The organism is Paracoccus sp. N5, assembly GCF_000371965.1.
Taxonomy (GTDB): Bacteria; Pseudomonadota; Alphaproteobacteria; order Rhodobacterales; family Rhodobacteraceae; genus Paracoccus.
In genome coordinates this window covers 227,958-248,096 of record NZ_AQUO01000002.1, presented here as the reverse complement: position 1 = coordinate 248,096, position 20,139 = coordinate 227,958, and the positions used below count along the sequence as shown (strand labels likewise).

At 65.9% G+C, this 20,139-nt stretch carries 18 protein-coding genes; 10 read left to right on the top strand and 8 right to left on the bottom strand.

Going from position 1 to position 20,139, the window contains the following annotated elements:
* Positions 1–16: 16 nt before the first annotated feature.
* The 3 genes from PARN5_RS0115675 (at position 17) to PARN5_RS0115665 (ending at position 3,312) form a co-directional block, all read left to right on the top strand.
* The gene (locus PARN5_RS0115675; protein ID WP_018000717.1) at positions 17–1,216 is read left to right on the top strand and encodes an ABC transporter substrate-binding protein; all 1,200 of its coding nucleotides are present in this window, start codon (positions 17–19) and stop codon (positions 1,214–1,216) included.
* A 276-nt stretch (positions 1,217–1,492) separates the two neighbouring features.
* A complete protein-coding gene (locus tag PARN5_RS22350; protein ID WP_018000716.1) occupies positions 1,493–2,272 on the top strand; it encodes an enoyl-CoA hydratase-related protein in 780 nt (259 codons plus the stop codon).
* A gap of 23 nt (positions 2,273–2,295) precedes the next feature.
* Positions 2,296–3,312: an NADP-dependent oxidoreductase gene (locus PARN5_RS0115665; RefSeq protein ID WP_018000715.1), complete on the top strand. Its 1,017-nt coding sequence runs from the start codon at positions 2,296–2,298 to the stop codon at positions 3,310–3,312.
* Between the two features lie 55 nt (positions 3,313–3,367).
* Here the strand turns inward: PARN5_RS0115665 and PARN5_RS0115660 are convergent, their stop codons facing one another.
* Complete coding sequence (locus tag PARN5_RS0115660) at positions 3,368–3,841, bottom strand: PaaI family thioesterase (RefSeq protein ID WP_018000714.1); 474 nt, start codon at positions 3,839–3,841, stop codon at positions 3,368–3,370.
* A gap of 11 nt (positions 3,842–3,852) precedes the next feature.
* Positions 3,853–4,614: a glucose 1-dehydrogenase gene (locus PARN5_RS0115655; protein ID WP_018000713.1), complete on the bottom strand. Its 762-nt coding sequence runs from the start codon at positions 4,612–4,614 to the stop codon at positions 3,853–3,855.
* 276 nt (positions 4,615–4,890) lie between these two features.
* Between PARN5_RS0115655 and PARN5_RS0115650 the strand changes: the two genes are divergently transcribed.
* Positions 4,891–5,799: a 3-keto-5-aminohexanoate cleavage protein gene (locus PARN5_RS0115650; RefSeq protein WP_018000712.1), complete on the top strand. Its 909-nt coding sequence runs from the start codon at positions 4,891–4,893 to the stop codon at positions 5,797–5,799.
* The gene (locus tag PARN5_RS0115645) at positions 5,786–6,694 is read left to right on the top strand and encodes an SDR family oxidoreductase (RefSeq protein ID WP_018000711.1); all 909 of its coding nucleotides are present in this window, start codon (positions 5,786–5,788) and stop codon (positions 6,692–6,694) included. The genes PARN5_RS0115650 and PARN5_RS0115645 overlap by 14 nt, the downstream gene beginning before the upstream one ends.
* Before the next feature lie 89 nt (positions 6,695–6,783).
* On the opposite strand, the gene PARN5_RS0115640 is transcribed toward PARN5_RS0115645, so the two are convergent.
* From PARN5_RS0115640 to PARN5_RS0115620, 5 genes are all read right to left on the bottom strand, one after another.
* Positions 6,784–8,427 (bottom strand): long-chain fatty acid--CoA ligase, encoded by a 1,644-nt coding sequence (locus PARN5_RS0115640; protein ID WP_026155487.1) that lies wholly within the window; start codon positions 8,425–8,427, stop codon positions 6,784–6,786.
* Positions 8,428–8,499: 72 nt separating this feature from the next.
* Positions 8,500–9,195, bottom strand: coding sequence for an ABC transporter ATP-binding protein (locus tag PARN5_RS22345; RefSeq protein ID WP_018000709.1), 696 nt, complete (start codon positions 9,193–9,195; stop codon positions 8,500–8,502).
* Positions 9,192–9,890, bottom strand: a complete 699-nt coding sequence (locus tag PARN5_RS0115630) for an ATP-binding cassette domain-containing protein (protein WP_018000708.1) — start codon at positions 9,888–9,890, stop codon at positions 9,192–9,194. Before PARN5_RS0115630 ends, PARN5_RS22345 begins: the two co-directional genes overlap by 4 nt.
* Positions 9,887–10,882 carry a branched-chain amino acid ABC transporter permease gene (locus tag PARN5_RS0115625; RefSeq protein WP_018000707.1) on the bottom strand — a complete coding sequence of 332 codons (996 nt, stop codon included), beginning with the start codon at positions 10,880–10,882 and terminating at the stop codon, positions 9,887–9,889. Before PARN5_RS0115625 ends, PARN5_RS0115630 begins: the two co-directional genes overlap by 4 nt.
* Positions 10,879–11,736 carry a branched-chain amino acid ABC transporter permease gene (locus PARN5_RS0115620; protein WP_026155485.1) on the bottom strand — a complete coding sequence of 286 codons (858 nt, stop codon included), beginning with the start codon at positions 11,734–11,736 and terminating at the stop codon, positions 10,879–10,881. The genes PARN5_RS0115625 and PARN5_RS0115620 overlap by 4 nt, the downstream gene beginning before the upstream one ends.
* Positions 11,737–12,084: 348 nt before the next feature.
* Between PARN5_RS0115620 and PARN5_RS24325 the strand changes: the two genes are divergently transcribed.
* The 5 genes from PARN5_RS24325 to PARN5_RS0115595 all read left to right on the top strand — a co-directional run bounded on the left by PARN5_RS24325 (position 12,085) and on the right by PARN5_RS0115595 (position 17,390).
* Positions 12,085–12,222, top strand: a complete 138-nt coding sequence (locus PARN5_RS24325; protein ID WP_018000705.1) for a hypothetical protein — start codon at positions 12,085–12,087, stop codon at positions 12,220–12,222.
* A gap of 84 nt (positions 12,223–12,306) precedes the next feature.
* Positions 12,307–12,678 carry a hypothetical protein gene (locus PARN5_RS0115610; RefSeq protein ID WP_157404052.1) on the top strand — a complete coding sequence of 124 codons (372 nt, stop codon included), beginning with the start codon at positions 12,307–12,309 and terminating at the stop codon, positions 12,676–12,678.
* 244 nt (positions 12,679–12,922) lie between these two features.
* Positions 12,923–15,514 (top strand): LuxR C-terminal-related transcriptional regulator, encoded by a 2,592-nt coding sequence (locus tag PARN5_RS0115605; protein WP_198289613.1) that lies wholly within the window; start codon positions 12,923–12,925, stop codon positions 15,512–15,514.
* A 78-nt stretch (positions 15,515–15,592) separates the two neighbouring features.
* The gene (locus PARN5_RS22945) at positions 15,593–16,303 is read left to right on the top strand and encodes a tyrosine-protein phosphatase (RefSeq protein WP_018000702.1); all 711 of its coding nucleotides are present in this window, start codon (positions 15,593–15,595) and stop codon (positions 16,301–16,303) included.
* A 244-nt stretch (positions 16,304–16,547) separates the two neighbouring features.
* Positions 16,548–17,390: a DMT family transporter gene (locus PARN5_RS0115595; protein ID WP_018000701.1), complete on the top strand. Its 843-nt coding sequence runs from the start codon at positions 16,548–16,550 to the stop codon at positions 17,388–17,390.
* A 48-nt stretch (positions 17,391–17,438) separates the two neighbouring features.
* Here the strand turns inward: PARN5_RS0115595 and PARN5_RS0115590 are convergent, their stop codons facing one another.
* Entirely contained in the window at positions 17,439–20,057 is a 2,619-nt protein-coding gene (locus PARN5_RS0115590) for a LuxR C-terminal-related transcriptional regulator (RefSeq protein WP_157404051.1), read from the bottom strand.
* Positions 20,058–20,139: the final 82 nt, after the last annotated feature.

Below are 20,139 nucleotides of genomic sequence, written 5' to 3'. Positions count from 1 at the left end.
AAACTGGGAGGATATAATGAGCAAATGTTTTCTTGCCGCGCTGGCACTGGCCGGAACGGCAATGCTCGCGCCGCCCGAGGCGCGCGCCGAGGAGGTTCTGAAGATCGGCGCCCTGCTGATCGACAGTGGGCCGCTTGCCGGGTTCTACGAAGGCCAGGTCCGGGCGCTCGAGCTTGCCGAGACCGACCTGAATGAAACCCGCGCCCCGGATGCGCCCCGGATCGAGATCCGGCGCGCGACCTACGCGGGCACGCCGGAAACGGCGTTGCAAGCCGCGTCCCGGCTGGTCAAGGAGGACGGGGTGCAGGTGATTACCGGCATGATGCCTTCGTCCACCTCGATCATTCTGGCCGCGCGGGCCGAGGCCATGAATGTCGCCGTGCTGGACGGCTTTGCCCAGGCCGCGTCCCTGACCGGCGAGCATTGCCGCAAGAATTATTTCCATATCGCCACCACCGACCAGTTGGTGCTCAGCGCCTATGACCAGATGATTGCCGAGCAGGGCCCGATCTCCTGGGACATCCTTGCTGCCGACTATACGACCGGCCGCAATGCCTCGGAATCCTTCCAGAAGATGGCGGCCGCGCATGGCGGCTCTATCGGCCATGTGGCCTATGCGCCGCTGGGCACAAGCGATTTCGGCACCTCGATCACCCAGCTGGCGGCCTCGCCCTCCAAGGGGCTGTTCATCTCGACCTTCGGATCGGATGCGATCAATTTCGCCAAGCAACAGCGCCAATTCAAGCTGGACAAGAAATACGACATCATCCTGGGCCACAGCTACATCACCCGCACAACCCTGGGCGGCCAGGCGGACAACGTGGTCGGGAACTACCAGACCTTTGGCTGGCTTGCCGACTTCCCGACCGAGGACAGCAGGAAATTCGCGGACCGCTATATGGACAAGTTCCACGAGATTCCGGATTACGTGGCGGCCGATCAATATGTCGCGGTGCAGGCGGCGCAGGCGGCCGCGCAAAAGGCCGGAAGCCTTCAGGCCGCGGACATCGCTTCCGCCCTTTCCGGCCTGACCTTCCAGTCGCTGCTGGGAGAATTGTCGATCCGGGCCGAAGACCACCAGCTGCTGCGCCCCGTGGTGATTTCCCAGGTCGTGATGACGGACGGAAAGCCCGACCTTGCCGTCCGGACCATCGTTCCCTGGCAAAAGGTGGCCGGAAACCCCAATCCGGAGTGCAAGCTCGGCAGTTCTTCGTGATACCGACCGGGCCGATGCAAGACAGTTGTGCCGCATTCATGATGCGGCACATCCTGGCAAACGCCCGGCCAGAGCAGTGCGAACAGCCCCTCTGGCGCGGGCGTGGTCAGGCCGGGCGAATTGTCCGGGCCGAAGAAGGCATGCCCCTTCGCCGGGCGGCCCGGCGTGATCGGTGCGGGCAGAATTCAGCCCATGCAGCGGCGGGGCTTGCTATTTGTTTGCATGCTTACCATACTCCTCGAAAATCAATTCCCGAAGCCGGCACAAGAGGCGATCATGCTGCAAGACCCCATCGTCGTGGACGATACGAACCCGCGAGTGGCCGTCATCCGGTTGAACCGTCCCGAGCGGCTGAATGCCTTTGACGACGCTGCGGTCGATGCGTTCTTCGCCGCGCTCGACCGGGTCGGCGGTTCGGAAGCCAGCGCCGTGATCGTGACCGGCGAGGGGCGCGGCTTCTGCGCGGGCTTCGATCTGGAGGCCGCGGATGAGACCCAGGGCGATGCTGTCGAAACCGCCGCCCACTGGACCGGCCGCCAGGAACATTTCGCCGGGCTGGTTACGCGGCTGCGGGCCTTGCGCCAGCCGGTGATCGCCGCGGTCAACGGCCCCGCCTGCGGGGCGGGACTTGGCCTGGCGCTTGGTTGCGATCTTCGCATCTGCTCGGACCGGGCGAAATTCAACGCGGCTTTCATCAAGGTCGGGATGACCAGTTGCGACATCGGCGTCAGCTACCTGCTGCCGCGCGCCATCGGCACCTCGCGCGCCTTCGAGATGATGCTGACCGGCCGCATGGTCGGTGCCGAGGAAGCCGGCCGCATCGGGCTGGTGCACCTGACCACCACTGCCGAGGGCCTGTTGCCGGCCGCCTTCGAACTGGCCGAAACCATCGCCGAGAACGGCCGGCTGAACACCTGGCTGACCAAGCGCGGCATGTGGGCCAATCTGGAAGCGGGCAGCCTCGCCGCCGCGATCGAGCTGGAGAACCGCAGCCAGATCCTGATGCAGGGCACCGGCAATCTTGAGCGCATGGCCCGCGCCCGCGGGTTCCTGTAAGCATTCACCGGAAGGAAAGCAGCATGAAAACCAACCGCGGCTGGGTGCTGGACAGCTACCCCGAAGGCCCGGCGCGGGCCGAGAATTTCCGGCTGGTCGAGAATCCGGTCCCCGAGCCGGGCCCGGGGCAGATCCTGGTCCGCACGCTGTGGCTGTCGATGGACCCCTACATGCGCGGACGTATCAGCCCGGCGAAGAACTACACCGCCGGCGTTCGCCCAGGCGAGGTGATGCATGGCGGCGGGGTGGGCGAGATCGTCGTCTCGAATCATCCCGGCTGGCAGGCGGGCGATCTGGTCGAGTCGATGAATCTCGGCTGGCAGGAATATGCGGTGATCGCGCCCGACCAGGGCGGCACCGCCGCCGCCAATCGGGTGCTGCCCGACACGCCGCCGCAGGCCGCGCTGTCATGGCTGGGGATACCGGGATTGACCGCCTATATCGGCCTGTTCGAGATCGGCCGCCCCAAGCCGGGCGACACGGTGGTGGTCTCGGCCGCCTCGGGCGCGGTCGGGCAGATCGCCGGCCAGATCGCCCGGCTGATGGGCGCGCGGGTGGTCGCCATCGCCGGCAGCGACGACAAGCTGGATTATTGCCGCTCGATCGGCTTCGACGCCGGGGTCAACTATCGCACCGCGCCGGACCTGTCGGCCGCCATCGCCGAGGCCTGTCCCGAGGGCGTGGATTTCTTCTTCGACAATACCGGCGGACCGATCCACGACGCGGTTCTGGCCAATCTGGCGAATTTCGCCCGCGTCGCCATCGTCGGGCGTATCGCCGTGATCGACAAGCCGGCGTCCGAGGACATCGGCCTGCGTTCGAGCGCCCGGCTGGTCGTGACCCGTGCCACGGTTCAGGGGTTGGTCGTCTTTGACTGGTGGCACCGCCGCGACGAGGCCTTCGCCCATCTGCTGAAATGGCAACGCCAGGGCCATCTGCAATTCCGCGAGGACATCCTCGAGGGCATCGGCGCGGCGCCCGAGGCGTTCCTGCGCATGATGTCCGGGCGCAATAGCGGCAAGCAGCTGGTCCGGCTCTAGCGGGATCGGCGCCGCTTTCGGTGCCGCCCCACCATCGCGGGGCGGCGAGCCGCAATCAGGCCGCCCCTGCCGGCGGCTTTTCCGCATCGCGCGGGCGTCCGATGCGATAGACCACACTGGCGCGCACCGAGGGCACCCCGTCCGCGGTCAGCACGCATTGGCTGAACAGGATGTTGCGGGTGCGGCGCAGGATGTCGGGCTGCGCCTCGACCCATTGCCCCAGCAGGACCGGCGCGAAGTAATCCAGCGACATCGAGATCGTCGGATTGACTTCGGCCAGATCGTGACTGCGGTTGATCGGCGTGATGTTCATGTCGGCCAGCGTCGCCAGAACCCCGCCATGGCACATGCCGGCGCGATTGAGATGGCGGCGCTGGACACGAAAGCCGATGGCCGGCGCATCCTTGTCCAGCCGGACATAATAGGGCCCCGACAACCGTTCGGATGCGGAACTGTCCACCAGGGGCACGAAACCGAAAGGCGGATCGTCCGCCTCTTCGGTCTGCGCCGGGATCGGCTGATCGTTCATCGCCGTTACCGTCAGATCATGTTCATGCCGCCCGAGACCGAGATGGTCTGGCCGGTGATGAAACCCGCGTCATCGGAGGCCAGGAAGGCGACGATGCCGGCATAATCCTCGGGTTCGCCCATGCGGCGCAGCGGGATGCCGCGCACCATGGCGTCCTTCCATTTCACCGCATCCTCGCCGGTGCCCAGCACCGAGGCCATCATCGGCGTATTGGTCGGCCCCGGGCAGACCGTGTTCAGCAGCACGTTGCTGCGCGCCAGCTCTCGCGCCATGGACTTGGTAAAGGCGATCACGCCGCCCTTGCAGGCGGAATAGACCGCCTCGGTCGAGGTGCCGACGCGGGCCGCATCCGACGCGATGTTGATGACCCGGCCGCCCTTGCGGCCGACCATATGCGGGCAGACCGCCTTGTGGGTGTTCAGCGGGCCGCGCAGGTTGATGGCGATGATCTTGTCCCAGAGATCGCTTTCGGTCTGCAGGAACATCGCGGGCTTGTCCCAGCCGGCATTGTTCACCAGCACCCAGACCGGGCCAAGATTGGCCTCGACATCGGCGACCGCCGCATTGACCGCAGCCTCGTCCGCCACGTCCAGGCCATAGATCTTGACCTCGACGCCATTGGCGCGGGCTTCGGTGGCGGTTTCCTCGGCCAGTTCGGGCTTCAGGTCGAAGATGGCGACCTTGTAACCTTCCTTGGCAAGGCGCAGGGTGATGGCGCGCCCGATTCCCTGCCCGCCGCCGGTGACGATGGCGGTTTTGCTTGTGCTGGACATTGGTTTCTCCTCCGATGGCCGTAATACAGGATGAGCCCGGCGGACAATCCTTGCCCTGCCGTGAATTTAGCATGAATACGATATGCTAGCGTATATTTCTTGGCAACAGATTTTTTTGCGCCCGCGGCACGCCCGCCGCTTTACAGATATGGTGCATGTCAATATCATAATGAAGCAAACAATATGCGTTGAAGGTGGCGGCCATTGCCTCGATGCGCCGGTGCCCGCGTGATCCTTGAGGAGGAGGAAGCCTTGCAACCATCCAGGAAGGTTATCGTGAGTTGCGCCATCACCGGCTCGATTCACACCCCGACGATGAGCCCCTATCTGCCGGTCAGCGCCGAGACCATCGGCACCCAGGCCATCGATGCCGCCCGCGCCGGCGCGGCGATCCTGCACCTGCACGCCCGCGTCGAAGGCACCGGCGCGCCCTCACAAAAGCCCGAGGACTATGCCCGCTTCCTGCCGCGCATTCGCGACAATTGCGATGCGGTGGTCAACATCACCACCGGCGGCGGCCTAGGCATGTCGCTCGAGGACCGGCTGGCCCCGGCGCTGGCCTTCGCGCCCGAGCTCGCCTCGATGAACATGGGCTCGCTGAACTTCAACATCTCGGGCGCGGCGGCCAGGATCAAGGAGTTCCAGCACGACTGGGAACGCCCCTATCTGGAGATGACCAAGGACTTCATCCTGTCCAACACCTTTACCCAGATCGAGCGCGGCATCCGCGCCCTGTCCGAACAGGGCACCCGGTTCGAGTATGAGTGCTACGATGTCGGCCATCTCTACAACCTGGCGCATTTCCTGGATCGCGGGCTGGTCGACGGGCCGCTGTTCGTGCAGGGCGTGTTCGGCATTCTCGGCGGGATCAGTGCCGAAGCCGAGCATCTGCTGCATATGCGCCGCACCGCGGATCGGCTGTTCGGCGACCAGTATGTCATGTCGGTGCTGGCGGCGGGCCGCCACCAGATGACGATGGCCGTGACCAATGCCACGCTGGGCGGCCATGTGCGCGTCGGGCTTGAGGACAGCATCTATATCGGCAAGGGCGAACTGGCCAAGTCGAATGCCGAACAGGTCGAGAAGATCACCCGCATCCTGAACGAATTGTCGATCGAAACCGCCACCCCGGACGAAGCCCGCGCCATGCTGGGCCTGAAAGGAGCCGCCCATGTCAAATTCTGAAATCCGCGCCCAAAGCCCCTACAAGCCCGACCTGCTGGCGGGCAAGCGCATCCTGGTCACCGGCGGCGGCACCGGGCTGGGGCTGGAAATGTCGCGCGGCTTTTCCGCGCTTGGCGCCCATGTCTTCATCTGCGGCCGGCGCGAGGATGTGCTGGCCGAGGCCTGCAAGACCATCGCGGCCGAAGGCGGCGCGGCCGACTATCTGATCACCAATGTCCGTGACCCGGAAAGCGTCGATGCGACCGTGGCGAAGATCTGGGAAAGCGGCCCGCTGACCGGGCTGGTCAACAATGCCGCGGCGAATTTCATCGCGCCCACCGAGACGCTCAGCCCGCGCGGCTATCAGGCGATCACCCAGACGGTCATGGACGGTTCGTTCTTCGCCACGCTGGCCTGCGGCAAGCGCTGGATCGCCGGCGGGCTGCCGGGCACCGTGCTGTCGAACCTGGTCACCTGGGTCTGGACCGGCTCGGCCTTCGTCACCCCCTCGGCCATGTCCAAGGCGGCGATCCAGGCGATGACCATGTCGCTGGCGGTCGAATGGGGTCCCAAGAACATCCGCCTGAACGCGATCGCGCCGGGCCCGTTCCCGACCCCGAACGCCTGGGAAAAGCTGAACCCGATCCCCGGCTCGTCGGTCGGCGCGACGCAAAAGGAAAAGGTGCCGCTGCGCCGCTTCGGCGAGATGCACGAGCTGCGCAACCTGACTGCCTTCCTGATGTCGGACGCCTGCACCTATATCAACGGCGCCACCGTCGCCGTGGATGGCGGCCACCACCTGGCCGCGCCCTCGACCTTCGCCGATCTCTCGGACATGAGCGCCGAGGACTGGGCGGCCGCGCGCGAGGCACTGCGGGCCTCGGCCGAGAAGGAAAAGCAGGGCCGCAAGGCCTGATCCCTTCCCGCGCCAACAGGAAAGCCCGCCAACCGGCGGGCTTTTTCATGCGCAAAGCAGCGCGGGTCTTGTCCGCGCCGCCCGTGCTGTCAGGCCTCGGCCTTCTGGTTGTAGTGATCCGCAAAGGTCTCGCGCAGCTCCATCTTGCGGACCTTGCCGGTCGCGCTCAGCGGGAACTCGGCGATCTGCACCACGTCGTCGGGCACCCACCATTTCGCCACCTGGCTGCCGATCAGTTCCAGGATGGCGGGCGCATCCAGCACCGCGCCCTCGCGCAGTTGCACGATCAGCAGCGGCCGCTCCTGCCATTTGGGATGATTGACCGCGATTGCGGCAGCCTGGACCACGTCGGGGTGGCTGGCGGCGATCTTTTCGAGATCGGAGGAACTGATCCACTCGCCACCCGACTTGATGAGATCCTTGTCGCGGTCCACGATCTTCAGATAGCCGTCGGGGTCGATCGTCGCGATGTCGCCGGTGATCAGCCAGCCGTCGCGGTCCAGCGTGCAGTTCTCGGGCTGGTTCAGATAGCCCTTGGCCGCCCACTGGCCCCGGACGCGCAGATGGCCCCGCGTCTGGCCATCGCGCGGCAGCACATTGCCCTCGTCATCGACGATGCGGATGCGGGTCAGCGCGGTCTGGCGGCCGTCCTTCAGCAGATAGGGCATGCGCTCGTCCAGCGGCAGGTCGGCGTGGGCACTCAGCAGCGCGCCCGAGGTGCCGAACATGCATTCCGTCATGCCCCAGGTGTGGGTGGTGGCGATGCCGTTCTCGTGCAGCCAGGCGATCAGCCGCGGCGCCGCGCCGGCGCCCGAGGTCACGACGGATTCCAGCCGGCCCAGATCCAGTCCGTTCGCCCGGACATGCTCGATGATATTGGTCAGGATCGAGGGCACCATGGCCGCGCAGGTCACGCCCTCGGCCGCGATGACCCGCTGCAGGTTCTCGGGCGACAGGTTGCGTCCCGGCAGCACCAGCGGAACCCCGGCGTAAAGCGCGCCGAAGGGGAAATTCCAGGCGTTGGAGTGGAACATCGGCGCGACCGCCAGCAGCACCGGCTTGCCGCGGCGCGTCGGCGGCAGCCAGCCCATCGAGGTGAAGGTCATCGTCTGCAGCACCGTCGCCCGATGCGAATAGACCACGCCCTTGGGCAGCCCGGTCGTCCCCGAGGTAAAGCAGATGGTCGAGGCCGAACGCTCGTCGAATTCCGGCCACTGGAATTCCTCGGGTTCCGCCGCCAGCCAGTCCTCGTAGGATTCCAGCGTCAGCGGCCCGCCATCGGGCAGGTTCTCGCGCGGCTCAAGCACCACGAAATGGCGCAGATGCGGCAGTTTTCCGGCAAGCTCGATCACGCGCGGGACAAGATCCGCGTCCAGGAACAGCACCTCGGCCGCGCCTTCGTTGATGATATATTCCAGATGCTCGGTGGTCAGGCGCGGGTTGACGGTGTGGATGGGGCAGCCCATCCCGGTCGCGCCATAGAAAATCTCCATATGCCGGTGCGTGTTCCAGGCCAGGGTGGCGACTCGCTTGCCCAGAGTCATGCCCCGCCCCGTCAGGGCATTGGCCAGCTGCTTGCTGCGCCGGTTCATGTCCAGAAAGCTGTAGCAGTGGCGCCGGCCGGCCAGATCGTAAGAGACGATTTCCGTCCGCCCATGCGCCTCGGCGCCATGCTCGTTGATCGCCGAGATCAACAGCGGCAGGTCCATGCTCAGACCCAGAAGATGTGACATCGCTTTCCTCCCGCCCGCGGGACTTTCTGCCACGGACCCAATTTCGATCAGGCCCCGGCGGGGCCGGAACTCTTACAGTTCGAACAGATGGGCGTTTTCCTCGGCCGCCATGTCGGCGCTGTTGCCGCCGCCCCGGATTTCTCCCTTGGCCATCACCACGAAGCGGTCGGTGACCGCCCGGATCAGCGCATGGTGCTGCTCGACCACCAGGATGCCGGTGCCGCTGGCGCGCACCTTCAGCAGCGCCTCGGTCAGCACGTCGACCAGCACGGGCGCCAGCCCCTCGGTCGGCTCGTCCAGGACCAGAACCTCGGGATTGGCCATCAGCGCCCGGCCGATGGCCAGCATCTGCAGCTGCCCGCCCGACAGCGCCACGCCCGGCTGGCGGGCGCGCTCGCGCAGGATCGGGAACAGGTCGAAGACCGCCTCCAGGGTCCAGTCGCCCTTGCGGCCCGTCGCCAGGCTCATGCACAGGTTTTCCTGCACCGTCAGGTTGGGCAGGATCATCCGCCCCTGGGGCGAGAACGACACGCCCAGATGCGCGGCGCGATAGGCGGGCAGCCGGTCGATGCGGGTGCCGGCGACATGGATCTCGCCGCCGAAGATGCGGGTCTGGCCAAAGATCGACAGCAGCAGCGTCGATTTCCCGGCGCCGTTGCGTCCCAGGATGCCGACGGATTCGCCGCGATCCACCGATAGCGACAGGTTACGCAGGATGGTCGCCTTGCCATAGCCCGAGGACAGGCCCGAAATTTCCAGAAAGCTCATGCTGCGGTCCCCAGATAAGCGGCCACGACCTGCGGATTGGCGCGGATCTCGGCCGGGGTGCCGGTGGCAAGATGGCGGCCAAGGTCAAGGACCGTCACCACATCCGACAGGGCGAAGACGGCCTCGACGTCATGCTCGACGACGACGGCGGCGATGTTGCGCTCGGCCGCCAGCTTGCGCAGGTGCCGGAACAGGTGGGCGGTTTCTTCGGCGGAAAGCCCGGCGCCCGGCTCGTCCAGCAGCAGGATGTCGGGCATGCCGATCAGGCTCAGCGCGACATCGACGCGGCGCTGGACGCCATAGGCGGCCCGCGTCGCCTCGACATGCAGCAGCTCGCGCAGGTCCATCGTGTCGATGATCGCGTCAAGGTCGGGTTCATCCAGATGCTTGGCGACCAGGTCGAGTTGCTCGAAAATCGTCAGCCCGGGAAAGATCGAGGTCTTCTGGAAGGACCGCGCCATGCCGTTCTTGCGGCGCCACTGGATGGTCTCGCGGCTGATGTCGCGGTCCTTGTAGAAGATGCGCCCGGCACTGGGCCGGCGCTTGCCGACGATGGCATCCATGAAGGTCGATTTCCCGGCGCCGTTCGGCCCGATGATGGAATGGACCTGCCCGCGCTGGCCCAGATCGACCGAGATGTCGGTCAGCGCCTTGAACGCGCCATAGGCGACGGTCAGATTCTCGACGCGGATCATGCCCGGCCTCCTTTGCGCAGCAGCAGCCGCAGCGGATGCAGAAGGCCGCGCGGGATGAACAGGATGACCAGGATCACGGCGATGCCGGTGAACAGCTGGGAATAGCCCATGGCGCCGAATTCGCTGATCGCCCAGGTATAGATCACCCCGCCCAGGACCGGCCCGACGACCGAGGACACCCCGCCGGTGATCGCGGCCAGCAAGGCATTGGTCGAGGTGATGATGCTGAACATCTCGGGCGAGGCGAAACCGCTTGCCAGCGCCTGGATGACCCCGGCGACTCCGGCAGCCAGCCCGACCCCGGCAAAGGCGAAGACGCGCGGCCAATAGGTGTTGAAGCCGGAAAAGCGCATGCGCTCCTCGTTTTCCTTGATGGCGCGCAGGCGAACCCCGAAATGCGACAGCGCCACGACCAGGAAGAGGCCGGCGATCACCCAGGCCGCGGACCAGATCAGCGGCCAGACGCGCGAAGCGTCCAGCAGGTCCATCGCCTCGATGCCGAAGACCCGCCCCTCGGGCATGAACAGCAGCCCGTCGCTGCCGCCGGTGGTGCTGCGCAGGCTGGGCAGCGCCACCAGATGGCGCATCAGCTCGGCCAGCGACAGGCAGATCATCATGAAGGCCAGCGGCTTCACCCGGATGACGATCGCCCCGATCAGGAAGGCCGCGGCAAGCGTGAAAAGCAGCGCCAGCGCGGCCGCCGCCATCGCCGAGAACCCGAAGCTGTTCACCAGGATGGCACAGGCATAGGCCGCGAGCCCGTAATAGGTGGCGATCCCGAACAGCACGAGCCCGCATTGATGCATGACGAAGGCCACGCAAAGCGCAAGAATGCCGGTGATGAAACCATTGTTCAGCATCGACTGCAGGTAGCCCCCCTCGAGATAGCCCGGCAGCAGGAAGCCGGCGAGGAAGACGACCAGCGCAACTCCGCCAAGGATGGGCAGGCGCGCCCGCGAAGCGGTGCGAAGGGACAGGGCGGCGCTGCTCATTCGGCGCTTCCTCCGAAGTTAAGGCCCTGCGGACGCCAGACCAGGATGGCGATCAGCATCAGATAGGGGATAAGGACGGAAATCTCGTGCAGGTAGACGGTGCCGAAGGTCTGCACGAAGCCGAAGATCAGCGCGGCGAAGATCGCGCCCCAGATCGAGCCGGTGCCGCCGATCACCACCACGATCATGCAGGTGATGATCATCGCGACATCCATGCCGGGGTCGATCGAGAGATAGGGTCCGACCAGCACCCCGGCCAGTCCCGCGAAAGCGGTCGAGAGGGTCGAGATCAGCAGGCTCAGCCGGTTGGCGTTGATGCCCATCATCGAGGAGACGTCGGGCGCATGGCTGACGGCGCGGACGAACATCCCCGTCCGGGTCGCGTTCAGCCAGACCGCCAGCGCGACGACCGAGCAGAGGCCGATCACGGTGATGAACAGCCGATAGACCGGATAATCGGCGCCGAAGACCTTGACCGAGGACGCCAGCAGCGGCGGCGCCGACACCGAAAGCGGCGTGCCGCCATAGATTCGGATCACGATCTGCGCGATGACGATGCCGATGCCGAAGGTGATCAGCGCCACCTCGATCTGCTGGCGCTTTTCCAGCGGCCGCAGCACCAGAAGCTCCAGCAGCACGCCAAAGACCGACATGATCAGCGGCACCAGGATCAGCGCCGCCCAGAAGTTCATGCCCGAGGCAATGGTATAACCCAGATAGGCGCCGACCATATAGATGGCGCCATGGCCGAAATTCATCACCCGGCGCAGGCCAAAGATCAACGCCAGACCGCTGGCCATCATGATATAGAGCGAGGAAACCGCCAGCGCGTTCAGAATCAATGTGGGTATCATTCCCGCCCCTCCCAAAGCGAAGAAGTGCCGGCAGGCCCGTTGACCAAGTCCCTTCCGGTTCCCGCTGCGGCGTATCGGCTGCCGTCACAGTCGGGACTTTAAAACGCTAGCAAACTATACGCTAGCAGTCAACATCCCGCATCTGACTTAGGCTCCCTGCCTCGAACCGGGCGCACCAGCGGCGGAAACGGCCCTTATCCCGATCTGCATAATCCCGCACCCCGCCATTGCCGCCACAGTTAGGTGTGGCTGGAGCGGCGGTCCGCATCTCGGAAAGTCCGGGCTGTTCCGGCAGTGGTGCGGTTGCGCCCTGCCACGGATCGACAACAGGAAGACCAAGAGACTTCGATGATCACCGCCGACATGATCGACTTCCAGGCACCGCCCGATGCCGATCACAACTGGGTCGAGACCATGGTCCTGCCCTTCGTGATTCCCGAGGAGGGGATTTCCGCACTGGTTTATGTCTGCGTCCGTCCCGGGTGATGATCAACGGGGCACTGTCCGACAACCGCATGGACCTGCTACACTATTGTGACCAGCAGCACATGCCCGCCCCTGGGCGCGCTGATGATCGACACCGGCCCGTTGGCGCCCTTCTATGAAAGCGGCCGCAACGCGGTGCCGCCGGCAGAGGAAGAGATAAACGCCGAAGGCAGCATCGACGGCGACACGATCAAGGTGGTGATCGCCACCCATGCGGGCACACCCGCGACTGCCGTGACCAGCTGGGCGCGGCTACGACCGAGGCGCTGCGCGAACTTGGCCGGACTGAGAAAAGCCCGCGCGATCCGCCACGCGGTTCTGGCAGGAAGCAGGACCCGGATCACGCGGGAACGGCTCTGGTTCCAACCGCTGGGCTTCGACCAGATGCAGGCCGATGCCGCACAGCTGCGCCCCCTTCTGCAGCACGATCCCAAGCGCGCGACCGGAGACCTCTGACGCAAGGGCTTCCATACAGGCAAATAATTCACTAGCATACATTTTTGCTGAAACGCGAGGGGAGGCGCGGATGAAAGCCGAATCCATGATCGCCTTGACCGGTGCAGAGCCTGTGCTGCCCCGGCACCGATCCCAGGACGGCCTGTTCTCGGCGGCGCCGCAGATGTTTCATTTCCGGCCTGTCAGGACATGCCTGGTCTCGGCGATCCTGCAGCGATTGGGCACGGCCGACGCCAGGGCTGGAATGATCGACCTGATCGTTGCCCCGAACGGCTGGGGAAAGACGGTTGCCGCAAGTCAGGTCTATCACCATTGGGTCGAGGGGCTGAAACGCCCGGGGCTGTGGCTGGGGATCAACCGGGCCAACACCGGCTCCGGGGCGCTTTTCACCCATCTGATCGCGCGTCTTGATCGTGCCGTCGCCGACGCAAGACGCTCTTCGGCTCCGGCCAAGGCCGGAATCGAGCAGCCCTGTCCCTCGTACCTGGCCCATCTTCTGGAACGGCTGCCGCGCCCGTTCCTGATCTGCATCGACAATCTCGATTATTGCACCGGCAATGCGGAGGCCGGCGATGCCCCCGATGTCCTCGCGGAACTGGTCCAGACCGCACCGGCTGGCGTGCATCTGCTGGTCACCGCGAACCGTCCGACCGGCAGCGACCTGACGGTCGCGCGGCTGAACAACCGGCTTTGGTCCCATGGCACGGCCGACCTGGCGCTGACCGAGGGCGAGGCCCGCCAGATCCTGGAGGAAGGCCTGCACCCGGTCGAAGACACGGTGCTGAATACGCTGATCGCCCGGACCGAGGGCTGGGCCGCCGGGCTGCGGCTGGGCCGGCTGTTGCTTGACCATGCTCCGGACGGCGCCGCCCTGGCCAACTGGCTTTCGGGTGACGCCCCGGACCTGCGGTCCTGGTTCGACCATCATGTGCTCGGGGCGATCCCGGCCGAGACGCAAGACTTTCTGTACCATGCCGCGCTGTTTCCCCATTTCGGCGCCGCGCAGATGGCCGAGGTCGCGGGCATCGCCGATGCCCCGCAGCACCTGTCGATGCTGCTGGACGCGGGCATGTTCATCATCCCCGTTTCGGCGCAGGAGCAGACCTATCGGTTTCACAGCCTGTTCCTGGGCCGGCTGCGGTCCGGGGCCGAGCAGCGGATACCCGCCGCGCGGCGCCAGGAATGCCACCGCCGCATGGCCCGATGGTCAATGCGGCAAGGCGCTTGGCAGACAGCCATCGATTCGGCTGTCCAATCGCGGGACCATGGCTTCATCAGCGCCGTTCTGGAGCAGGCGGCACCGCGGTTGGTTCAGGACCAGGGCCGCCTGCAAGCTTATATGCAGATCGTGGACGACCTGCTGGCGCAAGGTATATCGCTGGGGGTGGAAGCCCGATACTGGTATGCTTTTGCGCTGTCGTTCCAGCTGCGCCATGCCTCGGCGGACACGCAGCGACGGCGGCTGGCCGACCTGCTGGACGCGACAGACCCCGGCCATGCCGATTTCTCGCATCGGCTGGCGCATCTCATGGTCGCCTTCGCCTTTCTGGCCGACGACATCGCGGCGGCGGGGTGCCATGCCCAGGCCTGGCTCGATGCCCCCGCGGCGCAGGATCCCTTTGATCGCGGTTGGGTGCTGTCGATCCTGGCCGTTCACCACTTGATGTCCTATCGCTTTGCCGAGGCCCGCGAATGCCTGCGCAAGGCCGCGCCAATGATACGCGAAGCCGGCTCTCCCTATCTGACGGCCTGGTGCGAACTGATCCGCGGCACCGTCTGCGTCTATGAAGGCAACTTGTCCAAGGCGCGCCAGATCGTCGACGCCACGCTGGCCGCGGCCGAGCAAAGCATGGGGCCCGAAGCCGAGATTTGCGACACGATCTGTGCGATCGGCTCGAAATGCGCCTTCGAACAGGGCGACCATCTGGTCGCGCGGGCGTGGCTGGAGCGCGGCCTGCGCAGCATGGATCGTCACGGCACCGTCGGATCCAGTGCCTATGCCGTGGAAACGGCAATCGCCTATTGGAACGGCGACGAAACGGCCTCGTCCTTCCAGCGCCTTGAAACGCTGATCGGCACCCATGCTCCGCGTCTGGCGCTGACCTTCCGATGCCTGGTGGCCCGGCGGCTGGTCCAGCTTGGCCGGGTGCAGGATGCGGAAGCGGTGGCCCGAGAAATCGACCTCGACCTGCGCAAGGCGGTTCTGCGCAGCCATCGCGATGAACAGCCCGCCCGCTTCCGCGACCTGCTCGTCATGACCTCGATCGAGGTGCTGCACGGCCGGGGCGACCATGCAGGATCGCTGAAACTGGCCGAGCGGGAGCTGCGCCGGGCAAAGCAGGCGGGCCGGATGCTGCGATGCGTCCGGCTTGAGCTGACGCTCATGTCGATCAGCTTCCAGACCGGCCGGCAGCCTGACGCCCTGCGCCATCTTCTGGCCGCGCTTCGACAGGCCGAGCGGTGCGGCATCCTCCAGCCGTTCCAGAACCACCGTGCCGTCATCGCGGCGCTTGTCGGCCGTCTGGGGCAGCGGCTGGAAAGCTGCTTTCCCAAGCGCGAGGAAAGGGCCTTCGTCACCCGGGTTCTGGAGTTGCTTGGCTTGGACGAAGGTCCGGCGGTCCCGAAGCCCGAGGCTGGTTGCGGTCTCCTTGGCGCGCTGAGCGAACGCGAGCACGAGCTGATGCAGCTGGTCAGCAGCGGCATGAGCAATGCCGTGGTCGCAAGATTGCTTGGCCTCAGCGAGAATACGGTCAAATGGCACCTCAAGAATGTATTCCGCAAGCTGGACGTCGTGAACCGGACATCGGCCGTGCGGCGCTTCATGCAGGATGCATAGCCCCGCGATGGCTGGACCCGAGGCGACACGGGCTTCGCAGCCGCATATGTCAAACCAGCCTCCAGAAAGGATGTGGCGATGCTGTTGAACTTCCGCGAAATCTCGGGCCTTCGGGGCCACGAAGGACGCAGGATCCGGCCGGGAATGATCTTTCGCGGCGGCGCCGTCACCGATCCCGCGGCGGCCGGCCTCGTGGAGAACCGGCGCGTGACGACGGTCTATGACCTGCGCAACCGGCGCGAAGAGGCCGAGCGTCCCTCGGCCCTGCGCGGGCTGGGGCTGCGCCATCCGATCCGCCACCATGACATCGATCTGGCCGCGCCCATTCGCATGGCGCGCGAGGGAGCCGCCCGAGCCGAAGGCAACCGCACCGCGATGCTGGCGATCTATGGCGAATTCCACAGGACGTTCCAACCGACCTTCGAGGCCGTTTTCGCCGATCTGCTGTCAAGCGAGGGCCCGATCTATATCCATTGCGCGGTGGGCAAGGATCGCACCGGCGCCATGGTGGCGCTGCTGCTGGGTGCGCTTGGCGTCGGACGCGAGGCGATCAACGACGACTATCTGCTCAGCAACGATGCCTATCCCGAGATCGCCGCAAGCGTTCGCCTGCGCCACCCGCATCTGCCGGCGCGGGACAATCCGGCGCTGCGCCCGATATTTCAGGTCGAAACGGCATATCTGGATGCGTTCCTGGCCAGCATCGGATCGCCCGAAACCTATCTGCGGCAGAGGATCGGGCTTGATGAAGCCGCCTTTGCCGCATTGCGCCGACGCTTTCTGGATTGACCGTTCCGCCCAGGCGGGCCGGTCCTTGCCTTTAATCCTCTAGCAAATAGTATCCATGCGTATATGATTTACCCATGCCGCTGGCCTGTCCCGACAAGGCCGCATCCGGCATCCGTTCCCGCACAAGCCTTGCAATGACCGGCAAGGGGCTTGCGCCCAGGCATCCATCCTCCGGCAGAAGGCAGCCCAGATGAGCTTTCCCATGAACGCACCCGCGAGCCCGCCCTGCGGGCCCGGGCAACGAATGCGCGGCTTCTATTGGGTGATGCTGACCTTCTTCCTGTTTTCCCTGTGCGATGTGATGAGCAAGCAGATCTCGACCAGCTATCATCCCGTGCAGGTGGCCTGGGCGCGGCAAGCGGGCCTTTTCCTCGGCGCGCTCGGCCTGCTGTGGACGGGCGGCCTGTCGGCATTGCATTCCCACCGGCCCGGATTGCAGATCCTGCGCGGCGCGACCTCGATCATCTCGACCGTCTGCTTCGTCGCCGCGCTGCGCTATCTGCCCCTGGCGGATGCGACGGCCGTCACTTTCGTAGCGCCGCTGCTGATCACCGCGCTGGCCCCTTTCCTGCTGAAGGAACAGGTCAGCCCGGCACGCTGGTGCGCCGTCGGGGTCGGGCTGGTCGGCACGCTGATCGTGCTGCGCCCCGGAGCGGGAGTCGCCCATCCGGCAACGCTGCTGGTCCTGCTTTGCGCCGTGGCCTATGCGCTGCGGCAGATCCTGTCGCGCTTTCTGGCCAGCGCGGATCCCATCCGCACGACGATTGCCTGGTCCAGCATGGTCACCACGCTTTCGCTGACGGCCGCCCTGGTCTTCGTCGGCACCGTACCGGGCAGCCTGCGGGATCTGCTGATGTTCTTGGGCATCGCGCTCACGGCAGGTTGCGCCGAGTTGACCCTGATCCGGGGGTTTGTCCTGGCCGAGGCCGCGACGCTTGCTCCGGTTCAATACACGCTGATGATCTGGAGCGTGCTGTGGGGCGTCCTGATCTTTGACCAGTTCCCGGATTTCTGGACGCTGGCGGGCGCGTCGATCATCATCGCCTCTGGCGCCTACGGCGTCTGGCACGAGACGCGGCAACGCTAGCCCCCGCGCGCCCTCCAGCCGCTGCCTGACGGGACCGGCAGGCAGGGCTCAGGGATCGATCACCCCGGCTTCCCGGGCGAAACGCAGGGCCATGGTGCGATTGGTGGCGCCGAGCTTGCGATAGACATTGCGCAGATGCCATTTGACGGTCTTGTCCGAGATCCCCTCGAGCCGGGCGATCTGCGGATTGGACAGGCCCTGCCCGACCATTGCCAGGATGCGCTTTTCGCTGCCGGTCAGCGCCTCGGAGGCCAGATCTTCGGGCGCGGCCCGACCCTCGGAGGTCGCAAGTCCCAGCCGCTCCACCAGGCGCAGGAAGAATTGCTGCTCGGAGCGCACGGTGAACCAGGCCGTTCCGATGGGCGCGCGGTTCGACAGGCATAGCAGCGTCTGCCGGTGTTCCAGAAACGGGCGCCAGATTTCACGCGCATGGGCGTGCCGGATGGCCGAAATCAGCATCCGGTTGGCCTGACGTTCGTCGCCCAGTTTCAGCGCGCGGGCCAGCTCCAGCAGCTCGTATTGCACCAGTCGGCCGATCCGGCCATTGCATCTCGCGCGCTCCTTGTGAGCGGCCAGAAGCGGGACGGCGGAATCCCAGTCGTCGATGGCGATCAGCAACTCCAGCGAGGTCATGACGATCAGGTTTCTTTCGTCATGCGCGCGCGTGCCCGAGGGCAGGATGATGCTGGCCCGCACCGGGTCCAGCCCGGCCAGCGACGCCTGCCGCAATGCCCCCGAGACATCGCCCTGCCGCAACAGCCGCCGGATCAGGTAGCAGTCGAAGGTCACGGTCAGCCGGGGCGTATGCGCGCCGATGGCGCGGCGGACCTCCTCCAGCACCGCAGGCGCCTTGCCGTCCCACAGATGCAGCGCCACATCCGTCGCGCAGGCGCTGGCGCCCAGGCTTTCGTGCCGCGTCAACAGCCGCATCACCTGGGGCAGAAAGGCGCGCGCACGGTCGTCCCGTCCCGCCTCGATGGCGCATTTCGCGCAGAAGGCGGCAAAGACATCGACGATCATCGCATCCTCGGCCAGAAGCTGGCGCGCATGTTCCAGCGCCAGCGAGGCGCGCCGGTCGCTTTCGCGGCAATTCCCCTCGTAAAGCAGCAGCGCGCAATGGATGGCGTCGTCCATGCTGCTGAGAAACGGCAGCTTCATCTTTTCCAGCAGCGGCACGGTCTCGATCAGCGCGGCCCGGGCGAGGGCGAATTGATAGGTTCGCATCAGCGCGGCGGCCTGGATATGACGGACCCAGACGATCTCAAACGGCTCCTTGTGCCCGGCCGAGGCCAGCCATTGCCCGATGGTCCGATGCAAGGCTTCGTCGTCATTGTGCCAGAACAGCCGGCAGATCGCCTCGGGCGTCGGAACAGCCGGATCGCTCCCCGGAGATGCGGCAAGATCCTGATCCCAGGTCGCACGGTGGATGTCGTGCAGGCGGAAGGTCTGGCAGAAGGTATAAAACCGCATGATGCCAGCGGATGGCCGCTGTCCGGCGGCAATCAGCGCCTGGACCGCAGCGACATAGGTCTCGGTGTCGCCAAGGCGCAGCACCAGCTTTTCGCCGCCGCAGTCAAGGATGGTGGCCAGCGCGGTCCAGTCCCCGGCCTCAAGCGCGTAATGCAGCCCGTCCTGCCATTCCCCGAAGCTGACGCACCACTGGATCAGGCGCTGCCGCAGCCGGTCGCGGGCGGGCGGGGCCAGCCGCCTTTGGGCCACGCGGCGCAGATGGCTGCGCAGGGGTTCGCGCAGGCGGCACCGACCATCCTGTCCCAACGGCATGAACAGACCGGGAAGCTGCGCAACCACCGAGGCCAACCGCGCCCCGGTCTGCGGATCGTCGAAAACCCAGTCGGCCTGACGGGTGTCGAAGCTGCGGAACTGCGCCAGTTGGCATAGCAGCAGTTGCTGTTCGAGTGAAAGAGGATCAAGCAGGTTGCGCTCGATCCACGGGTCCAGGTCGTTCAGCAGCTGGTCCAGATCGTCCAGATACAGTTCCGGGCATGATCTCTGCCGCAGCTGCAAGCCGATCATCCGGGCGGCGATCAGCCAGCCCGAGGACGCCCCGGCGACCCGCGCGAGACCGCCCGGACCGACGCGCGCGACCACCTCCGGCGGCAACCCGGCCTCGATCTCGGCGGCACCCAGCCGGAAATGGCCGTCGTCGAACAGCAGAAGCTGGTCGCGGATGCGCAGTTCGATCTCGCTGAAAGACAGGCGGCTGGCGCTGGCCACGATCAACCGGTCCTCGCCGCCCAGCATCACCAGCAGGTCATCAATGAACCCGCCGCCTGTCGCCTCGGGGCAATAGTCCAGGTTATCGATCAAGATGAGGCGGCGCTGGCCGCCAGCCGCGCCTTCCGAGTCCAGCCTCAGGGTGATCTGGCTTGCCGGAGTGCCCGGCTCGCGCAGCCCGATCCAGACGACATTCTCGCCAGCCTCCTGCAGTTGGCGGAACAGCCGGGCCAGCAGCAGCGTCTTGCCCGAGCCCGGGATGGCGCAGAGCCATGTCAGCGCGGGCAGGCCGCAGGGCGTGGCAACGGCGCGGGCGGACAGCTCGCCCAACAGCCGCTCCAACTCCATCCGGCTGTCTGCGTGCTGCCCGGTGCCGTCGACCAGCTTCGGCATGGTGTCGAATACGGATGGGAATTGGAGCGGTCCGTCCATCTTCTGCATCTCCCCCTTCGTGGTATCCGTCCGCCCTCCCCGGCGGCCGATGGGGTGATTCTAGCGCAAGGAATAATCCGGC